The sequence below is a fragment of the Reinekea marina genome (genome assembly GCF_030409715.1).
GTDB classification, from domain to species: Bacteria; Pseudomonadota; Gammaproteobacteria; order Pseudomonadales; family Natronospirillaceae; genus Reinekea; species Reinekea marina.
In genome coordinates this window covers 1,785,891-1,802,515 of the sequence record NZ_JAUFQI010000001.1, presented here as the reverse complement: position 1 = coordinate 1,802,515, position 16,625 = coordinate 1,785,891, and the positions used below count along the sequence as shown (strand labels likewise).

Sequence of the window (16,625 nt, the reverse complement as noted above, 5' to 3'; positions counted from 1 at the left end):
CACCCCATAGCTACCTAGCCAACCAAACCATTTACAACCTTTAAAAAAAAGACGATATTAGCCTTACTAATAACAATAACTATTCCGAAGTTGTGCTGTCTCGGTCTGACGATTAAGGCTGATCTTATGGGCATGACAGCGGCTGATTTGCGCGCCATTGCTGACTTAAAAGCGCACTTACGTGATAGTTTTTCTGCTTCAGATAAAAACGTTTTAAAACAATCCAACCTTCCTTTTGCTCCGCAAGATTGGTTTTTAGGGCCTAAAGCCTCGGCTTTTAAGCCGTTAGAGCTGGCCATTAATACGGCGTTAGAGTCGCATTGCCAGGCTCGTGCCGATTATTTCCCGGAAGACCCGCCCTTGCCCCGCAATAGCAGTGCATTTAACGATGGCGCAGCCGATCACCTTCAGGGGAAAATAAAGCACTTGTGTTCGGTACTCACGGCCTCTATCCCCTTAGCCAGTTATCGTAACCAATCGCATATGTACTGGGATATTAGTACGCCGGCCATGGCGGGTTATTTTGCCGGAATGCTCTATAACCAAAACAATGTTGCAGTTGAAGCTTCTCCAGTCACCTCGGCCATTGAGATGTTGGTCGGGCAAGATCTTTGCAATGTTCTCGGTTTTGGGCAGCAATTAAGTGAAGGTATTGAGCCCTGGGGTCACATAACCTGTGATGGCAGTGTGGCGAATATGGAAAGCCTGTGGGCGGCGCAGCAACTGCGTTATTTACCGCTCATGGTAAAGCATGCCCTTTTGAATGACCCATCGTTAGCCTCGGCTCAAAACCTAACCGTACAAACCAGTGATGGTTGTCTAAAAATTTTATGCACCTTATCAGATTGGGCATTACTGAACATTCCGGTAGACAACGCCATCGCTTTGCCACAACGAATGACCGATGAATTTGGCCTACCCAAGCCATGCATAGATGCGGCCTTAAGTGCATGCAGTTTAAGGCAGCTGGGTCTATTAGAATTTAACGAACAACTGTTAAATGATACCCACCATCGCCAACCTTGGTTATTGGTACCCCAAACCGCCCACTACTCATGGCAAAAAGGTGCCTCGTTGCTGGGTTTAGGGTTAAACGCAATACAACCAATTAATGTAGATGCCGATGGCCGCATGTGCATGGTGGCCTTGCGCCAAAAACTTAATGAAGCACGAGAACAACAGCACCCAATTATTGCTGTGGTAGCTGTGCTGGGCTCTACCGAAGAAAGTGCCGTAGACCCATTAGACAAAATCTTTGCGCTTCGAACTGAAATGCAAGCTTTGGGCTTAAGCATTTACGTACATGCCGATGCCGCTTGGGGTGGGTATTTCACAACCATGCTTCGCAACCCTAGCGTTGATCCAGGGCAAGAAAATGCCAAAGATTTTGTGTGCTTTGCCTCGCCCTACACCCAGCGACAGTTAAACACGATTCAACATTGCGACAGCGTAACGCTAGACCCTCATAAGTCGGGCTTTGTTCCATATGCTGCGGGTAGCTTATGTTACCGCAATGGTCGCGTGCGAACGCTAAACGCTTTAAAGGCACCGGTTGTGTTTCACGACAGCGAAGATGCCAATGTTGGCCTGTACGGGATAGAAGGATCTAAACCAGGCGCTTCAGCTTGCAGTGTTTTTTTGGCTCACGATGTTATCGGCTTGCACAATCAAGGTTATGGCCTGTTGTTAAACCAATGTGTCTACAACAATAAACTGTTTTACTTAGGTTTAATTGCCTTATTTTCCGACGAAGATGAATTAACACTCACAACATTCCAACGCTTACCAAGCGAAAAGAGCCCTGCGGCGACTGAAGCCGATATCGAAGCCGAAAAGCAATATGCCATCACTACCTTTAACGAAATTAATTGCGACGAAATGGCACAATTGTTAGCTAAACCCAATAAAACTTCAGAAGAGAAACGGCGATGCGAATTATTCACTCAAATTGGCGGTGACTTAAGCATTATAAATTACTCGTTCAATTTTAAAATTAATGGGGTGGTGAATCGCAATGTTGAATTGTTTAATGAATTGAATAACCGAATCTTTAATCGCCTCAGTTTGCGTCTAACTGATATAAACACTGAATCGGTGCCTAGTACGCCAATGTTCATTACGGCATCAGAATTTTCAACAGAAACTTATTCGAATGAACTAATCGCTCATTACGCTCAGCGTTGTGGCGTTTTAGTCACACACGAACAGCGGCTAAAGTTTTTAATTTCAACCACTCAAAACCCTTGGCTTAGCCAAACTTCGGAAGGGAATTTTATTCCAACACTGATGAACGTATTGAAAACTACGGCCTGTGAAGAACGAGAAAACCTTATCCATCATCATTCACTTTCGAATCAATAAACGTTAAGGAGAAAACATGGTTACTTTAAATGCATTAGAGAGTGAATTAGAAACAGATCGACTAATAGACAATGTAACTCACCAACATGCATTCACTCTGGTAGGCAATGGGCTACAGAAAATGATGGGTGCCTATTCAAAAGAAGACGAACCCAAGCTAGATTTTGCCTTTGGCATCCACATGACACAATATCATTGCGAGCTGCACAAGTATCAAGTCATTATGAAATTTCAGTTCGATTTTAGCGAAGCCACATGCGATGGTGAACAATTAGACCTTTCAGACATCAGATCACAAGAGGTACCCATTGATGCTTACGCTCAACTTAGAAAGAAGCATAAAAATGCTACATTTTTTTTGTGCAATGCTAATGACCATGAAGATAAAGATGCATTGAGTCAACTTGTCAAAGAGTTTTCTATACCTCAGTTAGGTAGCCAAACGGTTCAAGAATTTCATGGCCATTTATTTTTTGGTATTCGCGTTCCATTCACGAAAGAAGAGGAAGAAAAGCCACACTTTTTTCCATGGGAGGCTCAACGTTGTAAACCGGTGATAAAAAATATTCGCGTTGTTTGCGAACGCGTTGTTCTCTACCGTCCTTTTGATCACGTCAACGTTTTACCGCGATACGCTCTGTATTATTTGTTTGGTGAAGGCAATGAAGCGTTTATGACGCACTTGCAAACGGCGCAGGTGAGCACTAGCCCATTCGAGCCTAAACGATATGGCCCAGATTACGACGATGTCATTGAACTTAAAGAAGCCCCAAAACGACTAGAAGGAGGAGATTATGTCCCTGTGATAGGGTCTGCGCTTTTGAAAGCCGGCATTGTGGTTTCGGTACCCTGTTTGCCGTTAGAACATACGCCAACAACCGACAAATCTCCTTGCTACCCTGCCCCAGATTGCTGGCAAAAGCCCGAGCCTATTACGGTTATGTATCGTGGTATTGGTCCGGCCTTCGAAGTACAGCCGAGGCATTTGTATTTATCGGTATCGGTGGTTTGTAACAGCCCTGGCTGCAACCCGTACCCTCTTGAGCGCAATATATGGACAGTCATGCCACAACGCTACTGGGTAAACTAAAACAACTATAAAAAAGAGTCTAAAGATGAGCGATTCCTTTTTGCAAGACAACGGCAACGAAGAACTCTGGCGAACGATATTCCAAGATGGTCACCCAGATTTAACTAAACAGCAGTGGATCCATCGTTTAATGCCCACTAAACCCAGATGCCGATTATGTTTTTCCCCATTTGCAGGCTTTGGGGGGTGGTGGCAAAAAACCTTTCGGCACCGTGCCCCTAGCAGTCGTAATCCAAATTATTGTGCAGCCTGCGATGAATTTTTAAATAAGTTTCCCGGCGGCGCTGATGTTGATTTATCGCTTTTGTTTATTGACATTCGTCATTCAACCGAATTTGCCACTCACGCCAGTCCCGCTGAAGTCAATAATCGCGTCAACGCATTTTTAGATCAAGCAACACAGGCCATAACCGATCACGATGGTTTCATTATGGCCTTTTATGGTGATTGCATTGTGGCGGTTTGGCCGCCCGGGTTTTGCGGCCAGAATCATGCAGCTAAGGCTGTAGAGTGCGCGGCCGAACTTACTAAACACTTTTCAAAGCACCATGATATTCCCGTGGGTGTAGGCGTACATACCGGAAGCGTATTTATGGCAACAGTTCAAGCGGCAAAGGGCTTGTTTAGAGATGTCTCTATTTTTGGTTCTGAAGTTATACTTGCTGCAAGGTTAGCGGCGGAGGCAAACGCCTATCAAGCTCTCATCAGTGAAACTTGTTTACAACGAAGTAATCAACACCATATTGCCGAAAACAATGGCGCTTTAACTTTGAAGGGGTTCGATGCACCGATTCAAACGTTTCGGATAGGTACTTAAACGTTGAATTGCTTTTATTCTTGATTCGCTATGCGCGTTAGCCTGTCGATGTTTAGCAACGAAAACTGCCCTTTGTTGTAATGAACATAGTCTTCTTGAATAAGCTTACGCAGATGGCGGTTCACATTTTCTCGCGCGAGACCTGATAAATCGCCTAAATCTCCTTGAGTAAGGTGCTGTTGAATAACGACGGTATCGCCTTCATTTTTACCCCATAAATCGGCCATTTTTAATAAACAACGCGCTATACGGGTATCCGCGCTAGTTAAAGCCCGTGTTTCAAACATGGTCGATGCATTGCGTACTCGGCCACACAATACTTTTACTAGCTGCCACAGTGCTTCAGGAGAATCTGAAAACACTTGGTGTATGCGCGACCTTGATATTTCTAAAGACACCACATCGGTTTTTGCATAAGCATCGGCACTTCTAGGCTCACCATCAAACACGGCTATTTCACCAAGCACGTCTCCTTGGGTGAGGTGATTTAAAATAGATTTTCGGCCGGTTTGAGACATTAAACTTATTTCGATGATCCCTGCTTCGATAATCAATAAGCGGTCGCCCGGATCGCCGCGTTGAAATATCAACGACCCGGCTTTGTATTTTCGTTGTTGGCTAGCTTGTTCCATTGCCAGATGCAGCTCTTCAGATAGAGGCTTAAATAGATCGTGCTGTCTAAGAATTGACATGCTGCTTTCCCAACTTTAAATACCGGTTAAAGTATGGCTTAAGCAACTTTTTTTTCCAAGTGGTCGCCGAGTGAAGCTCAATTGCTGCACTCGGCTTGCACTAAATTACCAATTTGTTGCAGCGGCTTTACCTTTATTGCCTGGTTCACCTACCGTGCCGGTGCTGTTGCCACCTAACCCAGGCTCCCCGAACGATAATGTATTATCAGAGAGAACAGGCACAATACCATCGTTCAGATTAGTGTCATAAATGGCATAGCTGTAACCCCCTTCGCCGCCATGGCCGTTTACCCCTCCAAAGCCGCCATTGCCGCCATTGCCACTACGGATATCATTCCCTGTCAATAATGGCGACATTTGTGAGCCGACGAGCACACCATAAGAAGGACCACCGCCGCCGGCACCGCCGCGCCCACCATTACCGCCTGCTTGACCAGCACCGCCATTCTTTCCATTTTTGGCACACCAACCTGTACAGTTACCTTTTGCACCGGCACCGCCTTTGCCACCGTCTCCGCCTAACTGCCCTCTAGAGCCAGAACCACCGTAACCACCATTCGAACTAATAATGGTGTTGTCGGTCAGCTGTACGTCTTCAATTCTATTGAGTAAAACCCCGATAGAAGCACATCCACCTACGCCCCAACGACCACCCGCGCCTCCTTGGCCGCCGCCGCCGCCACCGCCGCCACCGCCACCATTATTAGGCCAAGCATTGTCTCCACCGTCCCCCCCATTACCGCCGTAACCATCATAACCATAACTCCCCCAAAACCCATTACCACATCTAAATACTACCGCTGGTCGCGTACTCAAGGGGGTAATTAATTCAGCAATATAGCCGGATCCGTTTCCGCTCCTACCAGGAGCACCGCTTTTGCCCGCATTCTTATTGGTTCGTCCTTCGCCTGATTTGCCTGAGCTATTGTTGTCACCACCTTTTCCACCGTCGTAATCTAAAGTCCCGCGCCCATCTCCGCCAGAGCCACCACTCGTTCCGCTGGCATTCTTACCATTTGCACCGTCTGGTGCCGGTGAAGAAAATACAACCTCGTATGAAAGTGCATTACCGCCCGCACCCGAAGAAATTTCATTACGCTCCAGCCGTAACTTGCTTAAGTAACCCACACGAACGCCATAACTGGATTGTGGGTTGCTTGTGATTTTCGCTGCAACATCGCCGGCAATTAACTGGTTATCGGCAATAGTTAGCATCGAGTTGCCTCCTGTCACACTGATAACCGACACCGCAACTCCTGGTTCTTTTGCATCTTGTGCAAGTACATTAAAGCCACTAAACCAAGCAGGTTGATCAACGTCGGTAAAAGTAAAGCCATCCTCTACGGTATCAACCAACGTGGAATTTGTTACATCCCGATGCCAATATTCATCGTAGCCACCGTAAAGGCTGGTGCCTGTTGGCACTGTTAGCCATTCTGTTTGTGATCGCTCATCAACTGGGGAGCAAGTGTCACTTTTTTCAGAATAAATGCCGTTGTTGGCTTTATTTTTTACGTAGATATCTTGCTGCGCTTTGGTAACGGAACAAAGCGCTTTGGTGATGGATGCAAAAGGCGCTTCGCGCGTACCTACGCCTTCTGTATCGGAACCTAAATCACCGTCCACATAGTAAGCGGCGGCCGTGTTTTCCAGTACATTGACGGCGATGCTTTCAGGCTGGCTATCATCTTCCCCATCGTTAACAATTAAGTTCAGCTTTAAGGTACTCACTTCACTAGGTGCCGAAAAGCTAACTGTTTCACCGGTGAGAAAACCCGCCCCATTAGTGACGTCTGGCCCGCTTACTTGTTCCCAACGATAAGTTAACTCATCTTCATCCGCATCGTGGCTTTCCTCTGCATTTAACGTCACCTTAAAATTAGCGTTTACAACTTCAGGCGCTTGCACTACTGCAATCGGTGGCGAATTTTTAACTACGGGCGGCTCCACTTTTTCATCTGGATTACAACCCGCTAGTAGGGTCAGCCAAATGGGAATGGCCATTATTTTTACATGTGTTTTTTTCATGTCAGTTCTCCTATTTTTATTATTAATAACTATTCGACCCAATAATTAATGACTTCAAATTGTTGACCCGAAATGTGGTCATCGACTAAATACGTCATTAACCCCCATCGATAATCCTTATCGGCAAATCCTTCACTGGGTAGGTTGGCAACCGCGCCAACATAACTAGATTCTTCGCCATGAGTTACTTGCAATGATGATTCAACAGAGGAGCCTACTGAGAAGCCTGCCAATACCACACCAAATGTGGCTTGTGCTTCAAATTCCACTTGTGCTCCGACACTCGTGCCGGTTCCATTTTCTTCGACGATGTTTATTTCTAAACTGGTGCTACCTCCGCCTTCACCTACGGCGGCCGGACCAGTTGCGTATGCCCAGCGAGTTATTTCTTGTTCATCGCTTTTGATTAAGCTGTAACGGTTGAGCAGGCTGTCTTTGAGAGATGCCGTGGGATAACTGCTCGGGTCACCTGCTTTATGATTAAACACATCGGTGCCAATCTTAGGACCGCCATGTTCAACATTGGCATTATAAAAATCGCGTGATACTTGTAAGGTCACGGGTGCTCGTGGCATAGACACTACAATCTTTTCACCCATTAGGTTTTCATCTGGGTGCGAGGTAATGGTGTAGGTATAAATATCGAATGGAATCGTAGAAAACACGACCGTATCTTCAATGCTACCGGTGGTGTACTCCACCGTTTCGCTGTAAGTGTATGATGAAGAATGCTTAAGACTGGCGGTTGCAGTTACCTTAACTTTGGATTCAACTTCTGATAATCGTAATGCGGTAATGGGGTCACTGAATTCAACATTTACCCCTATAAACACCCCTGCACTGATCGACAGTGAATCTTCAAATTCCACTTGCTGGCTTTGGGTTGATCCATAGCTGGTTCTACAGGCATCTAGGTTTTGCCCTTGGCTTGAATAGCAGGGAGCGGCTGCAAGTGCTGCTAAAATAACAGGCTCGGTAAAGACAACCTTATGTTCACCGGCATCGAATGCAATTGAAAGCCCGTCATGGTTTACATTAATCGCAAGTAAATCGGGTCGGTAGGGGGTTTCGTCGGTTACGGGTGTGATTGGAATATTTTTAAGCAATCGCCACTCGCCGTCTATGGCTCCAATATTTGGTTTTGGATCACCCATGCCCCAAATTTGCATTTCATTAGTACTGTGTGAAATAAACACAACGTCTTGGCGTTTATTGGCGGTCATGTCGGCTACAATAATATCACTCGTTTCGTAGGCAAACTCCCCCGTAAAGCCTTCGTTATTACCATACAATTGCGCTAAAGGCAGTTTGGCAATGTCGCTACTAACGTCTCTTAAATAACTGAACGCTGGCGCGTTGGAAAAATCATCATATAAATATTCATTGGCTTGAATTTCTGATATTCCGTCACCGTCAATATCGCCCGCATTTAAATGCACATACCTCAAATTGCCTTTAACGCTTTTATTACAACCACCGTGAATGGTTTCGGTTTCTTCTAGTGCGCCTAACTCTGAAAAATCATTTGCTGCATCATCGTATGCCAACAGTAATGTGGAGTATTCACAGGAATTATCGGGGTCAAAATGCGTGAGACCGGCCAATACAATCTCATCAATATTATCGTTGTCGATATCGGCTAAAACTATATTACCCACCACCGCCGTTCGGTTGAGTGTTGTTGAATGCAGTAATCCGCTGTTTACTATTTCAAAGTTATGTTGCTGGTCATCAAACAAATAGAAGTTACTGATGCCACTATCACCAGAGAGCTGAAAAGACTCATTCACAATAACCCCCAGTTCAATTGAGGCATCGTAGTCTATATTGCCGCTTGATAACGTAACTTGAATTTCGCTACCTGGAAAGTCTGCCTCTATGTCTAATTGCGTGGTCGATAACGAAAGCAGACCTTGAGTATTGTCTAACAATTGCAGTTTAACTTGTGATCCACTGATCAAAGCGACCCAAACTTCACTGTAGCCATCGCCGTTAATATCCGAAGCACCTGCCGATAAATAGCTGTGCGTTTGGGCACTGACCGTTACCGTTTGGTTTTGAATAAAGCCTGAAGGTTTATCTTCATAAACCATTAATTGCACTGCTTGATTTTCTTGCTGGTGTACAACAATAAGCTCTTGTAAACCGTCGGCATCGATATCGGCGGCAACGGAATGGCGTTTAGATTCGGGCGTGTCTCCTACTGAAGATGCCCAAGGGGTTTGTGCTTGTGAAGGGGCAAATAAAACATCAGTGGTAAAGCTTGCATCGTTGTTGCGATCAAACTCCATCAAAGTTAACTGACTATCAAACCCACTGCTTGCAGCAAGTGGCCAGCCAATTAATACAAGTTCATCAAACTTCTCTAGGGATTCGTTCGCGCCTAAAGGAAGGTAATTTTCAGGGAGCGGGTTACCTTCATCGTCTTGCCTGTCCGTTACCGTGGTATCTACGCCTAAATTTGTTAACGTTTGGTCAACGCTGTCTTCAACGGCCGCTTCTTGATCGCTAGGCGGCTCTGCACAAGCCACCATAATAAAGACCAAAATGGCCAACAATAGAAATGAAATATAACGATTGCTCGGATAAATAGGCATGATAAGTCCCCTGTGTTTGTTGTTGGTTTACAGTGGGATCAATACAGCCGCAAAGCATTGCGCTTGATCTAGGTTTAATAGACATCATCAAGAACAAGCTGCGGTGACGCAGTGACGATCGTCACTTAGGCGTTAAAAAAGTACATATTTAACCATTTGAATGGTATTTTTGAGTACGATGCACAAGCAGATACTGTTACAGTATTAAAAAACAATAAAAGCCAAACTATGTTTATTTTATACAAATACCTCATTACCGCGGCACTGGTGGTTCTTATTTCTGAAGTTGCAAAACGCAGTGCTAATTTGGGCGCGTTGATTGCATCGTTGCCGATTGTTACTTTACTTGTGCTTATTTGGTTGCATGTGGAAGGTGCAGCGGCCGACAAAATTACTAAGCATGCGTTTTATACCTTTTGGTACGTTATCCCAACCTTGCCTATGTTTTTGGTGTTTCCGTTGGCGTATCGCAAGTTTGGGTTTTGGTTAAGTTTAGTCTTCGTATGTATATTAACTGTGGTGTTGGTTGCGCTATGGTCAAAATTGGTTAGTTATTTTGGCATTAAATTATTTTAATGCGGCGTTAATCACATAAACGGCGGCAATATTTGCTCAGGGCTTATTAATACGCCTATTCTAAGGCTTCACAATAACAACTCAGGGGTGTTCCATGTCTAAAACTATTGTTATTTGCTCAGACGGTACCTGGAATAAACCAGAGGAAGACCTCGAAAAAGATATTCCAACCAACGTATTAAAACTGTCTCGGGCTATTGCCCCCAAAAATAAAAACAATGAGAAGCAAGTCGTCTTTTACGATTGGGGTATAGGCACCTACCACGATAAAGCCAGCGGCGGTGCTTTTGGTGCGGGCTTAGAAAAGAACGTGATGGATTGCTATCGCTTTATTGTTCAAAACTATGAGAAAAACGATAAAATTTTTCTGTTTGGGTTTAGCCGTGGTGCATACACGGTGCGTAGCCTGTGCGGGCTTATCAATACCTGCCATATTCTAAAAAGCGAGCACGGTAACCAAGTCAATGCGGCGTTTGATCTTTATAAAAACCCTAAGCACTCTCCAAACAGCGCTAAAGCTAAAAAATTTCGCTCAAGCTTTGCCGTTGCGGGTAAACCTAAAATAGATTTTATTGGCGCATGGGATACCGTCGGCGCTATGGGCATTCCTTTCACTTTGTTTGGCTTACTTAAAAAGAAGCATGTTTTTTACGATAATAAAATGGGCAGCAATATAAAGGTGGCACGCCATGCATTGGCATTAGATGAGCAGCGCGATGATTTTGCCCCAACGCTTTGGCAACCCCGCCCTAGTGTCGATTTAAAACAAGTTTGGTTTTGCGGTTCACATTCTGATATTGGCGGCGGTAATCCACCCAGCAAGGGGAGTTTGCAGTCTGATTTCGCACTGATGTGGATGGTAAGCGAAGCTGAAAAATTTGGTTTAACGGTAAAGCCACATATAAAAGTGCCTAAGAAATCCCTCAATGTTACCACTAAACTTAATAACTCTTTTAAAGGGTTAATTGTCATGCTGGGGAAAAAAGTTAGGGACATACCCGACCCTAAAGAGATCCCTACTTTTGTACATCAAAGTGTGCTCGATAGAATGGCAAAGTCGAAATACCATGCCAAACCTTTAAAGGCATTTTCGGCGAATAGTGAAAAGCCATTACCGGTTGAGCCTTATTAAAGGGTAAAAAAAAGCCCGCAACATGCGGGCGTTGACATTGTAAAACTTACGAGCCTGAAACGGCTAAATCTGCAAAGCGGATGCTGGCCATTAGGCTGGATCTCTGCCAGTTCCAATGTTGAGTGTCTCCTATGCAGGTAATGCGTTTCAGCATGTCATAGAAGTTACCCGCAATGGTGATCCCTCTTACAGGCTGTAATCGTTCACCGTCTTTGCAAAGATAACCCGACGCACCAAAACTAAAATCACCAGAAATGGCATTCGCACCACTGTGAGTACCCGAGAGCTCGGTGATATATAGGTATTCACCTTGCTCAAGCTCGCTTTTGTTGGCATCACCCGCGCCAACCACCAACTGGTGCGCACCCACCGATAAGGCCGATTTAGGGTTCCGGCTAGCATGACCAGTGCTTTCTATTCCAAAATAATGTGCCGTAGCACTGTTGTGCAGTAGTGTCGATAAAGACCCTTGGGAAATAATGGAAACATCTCGGCAAGCGACCCCTTCAACATCAAATAACTGGTATCCAAACCCGTCAGTGTTGGTTGGACTGTCTATTAAACTTAACCGTTCATCGGCCACCGTTTTGCCCAATTTCTCTCGCCAAGGGTTCAAGCCATCTTTAGCCGATTTACCAGACAGCGCCATCGTAAACACGTCAAAAATATCGGCCTGTTGGTTAGGGTCAAAGATCACATCGTAGTGCTTTGTCGGTACAGGGGTTCCTTTCAACAGCGCCATGCAGTCTTCCCAGGTTGGCTCAACAATGCTTTCAACATTGAGCTCAGTAAACTGCCTGCTTGCTTGCCCAATACCCGACATGGCGTTTTTGTCACCGTCAGCCGCTAGTGCATAGGCGTAAGCAACGGCTGAACTGGCTTTACTTTGTGCGCTTAAACCCGCGGTTGAATAAACTGAACGTGTACTGGTGCTGTGCGTTACGCCATTGTATGGCACGCTTTGAATTTTATCTTTTTTCAATAGCTGAGCTTCTAAGGCTAAAGCAAATTCAATTTTTTCTTCAATACTGGTGGTATCTTTTGGCGCTAATACGGCATCGTCGGTAACCAATTGCGCTTGATTACCTAACAAAGATTCATCGGCATTAATTTCGCTGTAGCTGGCATTCGTCAATGCCTGGTTAACTAGCTGAGTTATAGCCTCTTCATCGGTGGCTTCACTGTAGGCAATGCCCACCTTTTGATCTTTTATCACTCTTAAGCCTAATATTTGGCTAGAGCGAACGGCATGTTCTTCTAGTGCACCGGCATTTGCTTTTAACGACACCGATTCTCCACCATCAACAATAAGATCACCCGATGCACCGGCTGCACTCACTTGATCGAGCACTTTTTGAATATCTGAATGTTGCATTAGGCGTTCCCCCCTACCAAAATATCATCCACTTTTAATGCCGGTTGCCCTACGGTAGTTGGTACAGCACCACTTATTGATCCACACATGCCACAAGCCAGCTTAAAATCATCCGATACCATCGAAATCTCTTTTAATACCTGTGGTCCAGTACTAATTAATGTGGCCGCTTTTACAGGGTACTGAATTTTTCCATCTTCTACGTAGTAACCTTCGGTTACTGCAAAATTAAACTCCCCTGTGCCCGGTTGAACAGAACCACCGCCCATGCGTTTTGCGTAAATACCCTTTTCGATACTGCTAATCATGTCATCGAAAGAATCGGTACCCGGCTCAATAAACGTGTTACGCATGCGTGAAGTGGGTGCAAATTTATAAGATTCGCGACGCCCAGAGCCAGAGCGTGCAAGCCCTGTTTTTAAGCTGCCTTGACGATCGGCTAAAAAGTTTACCAGCTGCCCATCTTTGATCAGCTGTGTCTTTTGCGTAGCCATGCCTTCGTCATCAATATTAATGCTGCCCCATTCATTGGCCATGGTGCCATCGTCTACTGCGTTTACGACGGGATTCGCGATCATTTCACCTAACTGATCATGAAAAACAGATGCCTTTTTCGCAACCGACGTGGTTTCTAATAAATGTCCACAGGCTTCATGAAAAATTACGCCGCCAAAACCATTACCAATCACAACGGGCATGCGCCCTGAAGGGCAGGCTTTTGCACCTAAGTTAACCATGGCCATACGAGCGGCTTCTTCGCCCATGGCTTTAGCATTTAATCGGTTTTCGAGTTCCCAGCCCAATAAACCGCCATCGTCGTCGTAGCCAGTGGCTTGTTCGTCACCGTTAGTCGCTACGGCCGTCGTTCTTGCGCGAATGTAGTGGCGAGTATCTTGTGCGTGTAGACCTTCGCTGTTAAAAATTTCAATGGCCTGTTCGCGTTGCCCTACCGAGCCTGACACTTGCTCAATGGCGCTGTTTGCTTTCCGAGCTGCATCATCAGCGGCTAACAAGTACTCTATTTTGCTGGCCACTTGGTGATCGTGTGAGAGTACTTTTGTGGCTGGGTGAATGTTTGCGTATTGAGCGTATTTGAAGGCTTTTAAAGTAACGGTTGGGTCTCGGCGATCTTTGGCCGCTAAGTCACTTACAATACGCTTTAATTCGTTTACATCGGCTTTGTTGGTGTACCCATAAAGCACTTTAAAACCAAAAACCAACCGAACACCAATGCCGAAGTCGATGCCGGAATTAATGTCTTTTACCTTACCGGTAAGCGTTTCTACGGTGCTTCTAATTTGGCGCTCTATAAATAACTCGGCAAAATCAGCGCCCATGGCCAGCGCGTGATCAATAACCGATTGAGCATGTGAGGGGTTAAACATTTAGCCGTATCCTTATACTTATTCTAAAGCATTAACATAAGGCCGCTACTACTAAAACACAAGCTGACGAAAGTCCTTTTGTTTTTTACTAACTAAATATCTGTTTAGTGTGATTTGAATTAAATTGAATGTTTCAATCTTTCATTTAAGAAATGTGTACAACACATACCATAATTTTTTTAGACGCAGGTCACGAATTTAAGCCAAAACAGGCAAATTATGTCGATTTTGTTAACTTAGGGTTACAAAGGCAATAATAAATATTTTTCAAAAAGTTAGAGCCTCACCTTAAAAACAGGCTACATTTTAGATCCTTTTTGATTGTGCTGTTCAAACAAGGTAAACGCTTGTAGGTCAGTAGCTTTCAATTTTATTGGCCGTCGTTACAAGCATAATTTTTCAAACGAATAGTAGAGAAAATTATGCAAAAAATAATAAAAAAGACCACAATTCTCGCTGGCGTAACCTGCGCAGTAGCTTTAAGTTCAGGTGCATTTGCTAATAATGTGCCACCGAATGTATCCACTTTCTTAGATGATTTTTGGAGCGATAACAGCCTCCACCCGTTTGAATGCCGATTTACATTTGGCGCATCACCATTTTATATGCCACGGTGCATGCAAGCCTCCAACGTAATGGAGTATTTAGAAGATTTACAAGAAATTGCAGATAATAACCTTGGCACGCGTGCCGCAGGGTTAGATGGGTATACTGAATCGGTAGATTACGTTGCACATAAACTCAGAAAAATGGGCTACAAAGTCACCTACGACTCTTTTGATTTTAACGCTTTTTATGAGCTGGGAGACGGCCAATTGTCGTCTTTAGCGCCAGTACCCACTAGCTATGAATGGGATGTCGATTTTACCTATATGTCACAAACTGAAGCCGGTAATGTCACCGCGATGGTCGAAGCCGTAGACTTAGATCTCGGGCTGGGCAATGCTTCTACCAGTGGCTGTGAACCCGAAGATTTCGCTGGGTTTACCGCGGGAAATATCGCCCTAGTTCAACGTGGCGCATGTGCCTTCAGTGTTAAAGCCGAAAACGCTGCCGCCGCCGGTGCCGTTGGAGCGATAGTCTTTAACCAAGGTAACTCTGAAGACCGTACTGGATTAATTCGCGGTACCTTAGGGTCAGAATATGCTGGCGGTATCCCAGTATTTTTCGCAACCTATGACAATGGCGTTGCATGGGCCAGTGAACCAACACAAACGCTTTCTATGATGGCCGATGTTTTACGTGAAGTTCGATCAGTAGACAACGTTATTGCGGAAACGCGCTGGGGCGATCCAGATAACATCGTGATGCTAGGCGCACACCTAGACTCTGTTTTCGAAGGTGCAGGCATTAATGACAACGGAACAGGCAGTGCCGCCGTTTTAGAAATGGCTAACCTGCTAAAACGTGCTCGCATTAAGAACAAAGTACGCTTTGCATGGTGGGGAGCAGAAGAAGCCGGTTTAGTGGGCTCTACCGATTACGTTCAACGCTTAAGCCCTGAAGAATTAGCTAAAATTAAAGTTTACCTAAACTTCGACATGATCGGCTCACCAAACTACTTCTATGGTTTATACGATGGTGACGGCTCAGAATTTGATCTACAAGGTCCGCCGGGATCAGCAGCTACTGAAGGTATGTTCGAGCGTTATTTCAACTTACGAGCTGAGCCATTCGAAGGCAGTGAGATATCATTCCGATCAGATTACGCTGAGTTCTTCTTACAAGGTGTTGCTTTTGGTGGATTATTCACTGGTGCCGAGGGCATAAAATCAGCAGAACAAGCCGCACTTTACGGCGGCTTTGCCGATGTTGCCTTTGATGAATGCTACCATGCCGACTGCGATGATATTAACAATGTCAATGAGCGGGCACTGGAAGTGAATGCCGATGCCATAGCTTATGTGACCAGCGTTTTCGCCAACACAACGAAAGCCATTGATGATGAAATAGCTGCAGCCGAAGCACCTGCGCCTACCATCCAAATGCTACGTTCGGTTCAGCAAAACCAACAATACGATATTACTCACTGGGGTAAATATTGGATTAAATAGTCGCACCTTATGAAAGGCCGCTCTTTATTGAGCGGCCTAATTTGACTAACATAGCATCACCGCTTTAAAGAGTATGAAATGCTATGTCGACCATGAACGCTACTTGCGCCAAATGCAATGCAACCAACCGCCTGCCAGAGAATCGATTATCCGATAACCCTAAGTGTGGCAAATGCAAAGCACCGGTTTTCAACGCAAAGCCAATCACCTTAACCAGCACGAACTTAGCCGCTGTCTTAAACCACAACGACCAACCTGTTTTAGTAGATTGCTGGGCATCTTGGTGCGGACCGTGCAAAAACTTTGCGCCGATATTTGAGCAGGCTACTAAAGAACTCGAACCTAAACTTAGATTCGCTAAGTTAGACACCGAGCGCAACCAAACCACGGCTGCTCGCTGGAAAATCCAATCGATTCCCACCTTAATTTTATTTAGGCAAGGCAAAGAAGTTGCTCGATTGAGTGGCGCACTGCCATTAAACCAACTCAAAAGCTGGTTAACTCAACAAGGTGTTTAA

General features: G+C 45.1%; 13 protein-coding genes. 7 read left to right on the top strand and 6 right to left on the bottom strand.

Annotated elements, in window-relative coordinates:
* Positions 1 to 14: 14 nt before the first annotated feature.
* Positions 15 to 158 (bottom strand): hypothetical protein, encoded by a 144-nt coding sequence (locus tag QWZ13_RS09510; RefSeq protein WP_290281566.1) that lies wholly within the window; start codon positions 156 to 158, stop codon positions 15 to 17.
* Between QWZ13_RS09510 and QWZ13_RS09505 the strand changes: the two genes are divergently transcribed.
* Genes QWZ13_RS09505 through QWZ13_RS09495 form a run of 3 tightly spaced genes read left to right on the top strand, consistent with a single transcriptional unit; the run spans position 133 to position 4,268 of the window.
* Positions 133 to 2,361: a pyridoxal phosphate-dependent decarboxylase family protein gene (locus QWZ13_RS09505; RefSeq protein ID WP_290281565.1), complete on the top strand. Its 2,229-nt coding sequence runs from the start codon at positions 133 to 135 to the stop codon at positions 2,359 to 2,361. The two genes, QWZ13_RS09510 and QWZ13_RS09505, sit on opposite strands and share 26 nt — an antisense overlap.
* A gap of 16 nt (positions 2,362 to 2,377) precedes the next feature.
* The gene (locus QWZ13_RS09500; protein ID WP_290281564.1) at positions 2,378 to 3,451 is read left to right on the top strand and encodes a hypothetical protein; all 1,074 of its coding nucleotides are present in this window, start codon (positions 2,378 to 2,380) and stop codon (positions 3,449 to 3,451) included.
* 25 nt (positions 3,452 to 3,476) lie between these two features.
* Positions 3,477 to 4,268: an adenylate/guanylate cyclase domain-containing protein gene (locus tag QWZ13_RS09495; protein WP_290281563.1), complete on the top strand. Its 792-nt coding sequence runs from the start codon at positions 3,477 to 3,479 to the stop codon at positions 4,266 to 4,268.
* Positions 4,269 to 4,282: 14 nt separating this feature from the next.
* Here QWZ13_RS09495 and QWZ13_RS09490 read toward each other — a convergent pair whose 3' ends face one another.
* The 3 genes from QWZ13_RS09490 to QWZ13_RS09480 form a co-directional block, all read right to left on the bottom strand.
* Entirely contained in the window at positions 4,283 to 4,960 is a 678-nt protein-coding gene (locus QWZ13_RS09490) for a Crp/Fnr family transcriptional regulator (protein ID WP_290281562.1), read from the bottom strand.
* A 105-nt stretch (positions 4,961 to 5,065) separates the two neighbouring features.
* Positions 5,066 to 6,988: a PKD domain-containing protein gene (locus tag QWZ13_RS09485; protein WP_290281561.1), complete on the bottom strand. Its 1,923-nt coding sequence runs from the start codon at positions 6,986 to 6,988 to the stop codon at positions 5,066 to 5,068.
* A gap of 29 nt (positions 6,989 to 7,017) precedes the next feature.
* Entirely contained in the window at positions 7,018 to 9,585 is a 2,568-nt protein-coding gene (locus QWZ13_RS09480) for an FG-GAP repeat domain-containing protein (protein WP_290281560.1), read from the bottom strand.
* A gap of 156 nt (positions 9,586 to 9,741) precedes the next feature.
* Here QWZ13_RS09480 and QWZ13_RS09475 point away from each other — a divergent pair, with 156 nt between their 5' ends.
* Together QWZ13_RS09475 and QWZ13_RS09470 are read left to right on the top strand one after the other, a co-directional pair.
* Positions 9,742 to 10,161, top strand: coding sequence for a DUF3147 family protein (locus QWZ13_RS09475; protein WP_290281559.1), 420 nt, complete (start codon positions 9,742 to 9,744; stop codon positions 10,159 to 10,161).
* Between the two features lie 94 nt (positions 10,162 to 10,255).
* Entirely contained in the window at positions 10,256 to 11,293 is a 1,038-nt protein-coding gene (locus QWZ13_RS09470; RefSeq protein ID WP_215999258.1) for a T6SS phospholipase effector Tle1-like catalytic domain-containing protein, read from the top strand.
* 46 nt (positions 11,294 to 11,339) lie between these two features.
* Here the strand turns inward: QWZ13_RS09470 and QWZ13_RS09465 are convergent, their stop codons facing one another.
* Positions 11,340 to 12,668: a TldD/PmbA family protein gene (locus QWZ13_RS09465; protein ID WP_290281558.1), complete on the bottom strand. Its 1,329-nt coding sequence runs from the start codon at positions 12,666 to 12,668 to the stop codon at positions 11,340 to 11,342.
* On the bottom strand, positions 12,668 to 14,053 hold the full coding sequence (locus QWZ13_RS09460) for a TldD/PmbA family protein (protein ID WP_290281557.1): 1,386 nt from the start codon (positions 14,051 to 14,053) through the stop codon (positions 12,668 to 12,670). Before QWZ13_RS09460 ends, QWZ13_RS09465 begins: the two co-directional genes overlap by 1 nt.
* A gap of 422 nt (positions 14,054 to 14,475) precedes the next feature.
* Here QWZ13_RS09460 and QWZ13_RS09455 point away from each other — a divergent pair, with 422 nt between their 5' ends.
* Positions 14,476 to 16,107, top strand: coding sequence for a M28 family metallopeptidase (locus QWZ13_RS09455; RefSeq protein WP_215999255.1), 1,632 nt, complete (start codon positions 14,476 to 14,478; stop codon positions 16,105 to 16,107).
* An 83-nt stretch (positions 16,108 to 16,190) separates the two neighbouring features.
* Complete coding sequence (gene trxC, locus QWZ13_RS09450; protein ID WP_290281556.1) at positions 16,191 to 16,625, top strand: thioredoxin TrxC; 435 nt, start codon at positions 16,191 to 16,193, stop codon at positions 16,623 to 16,625.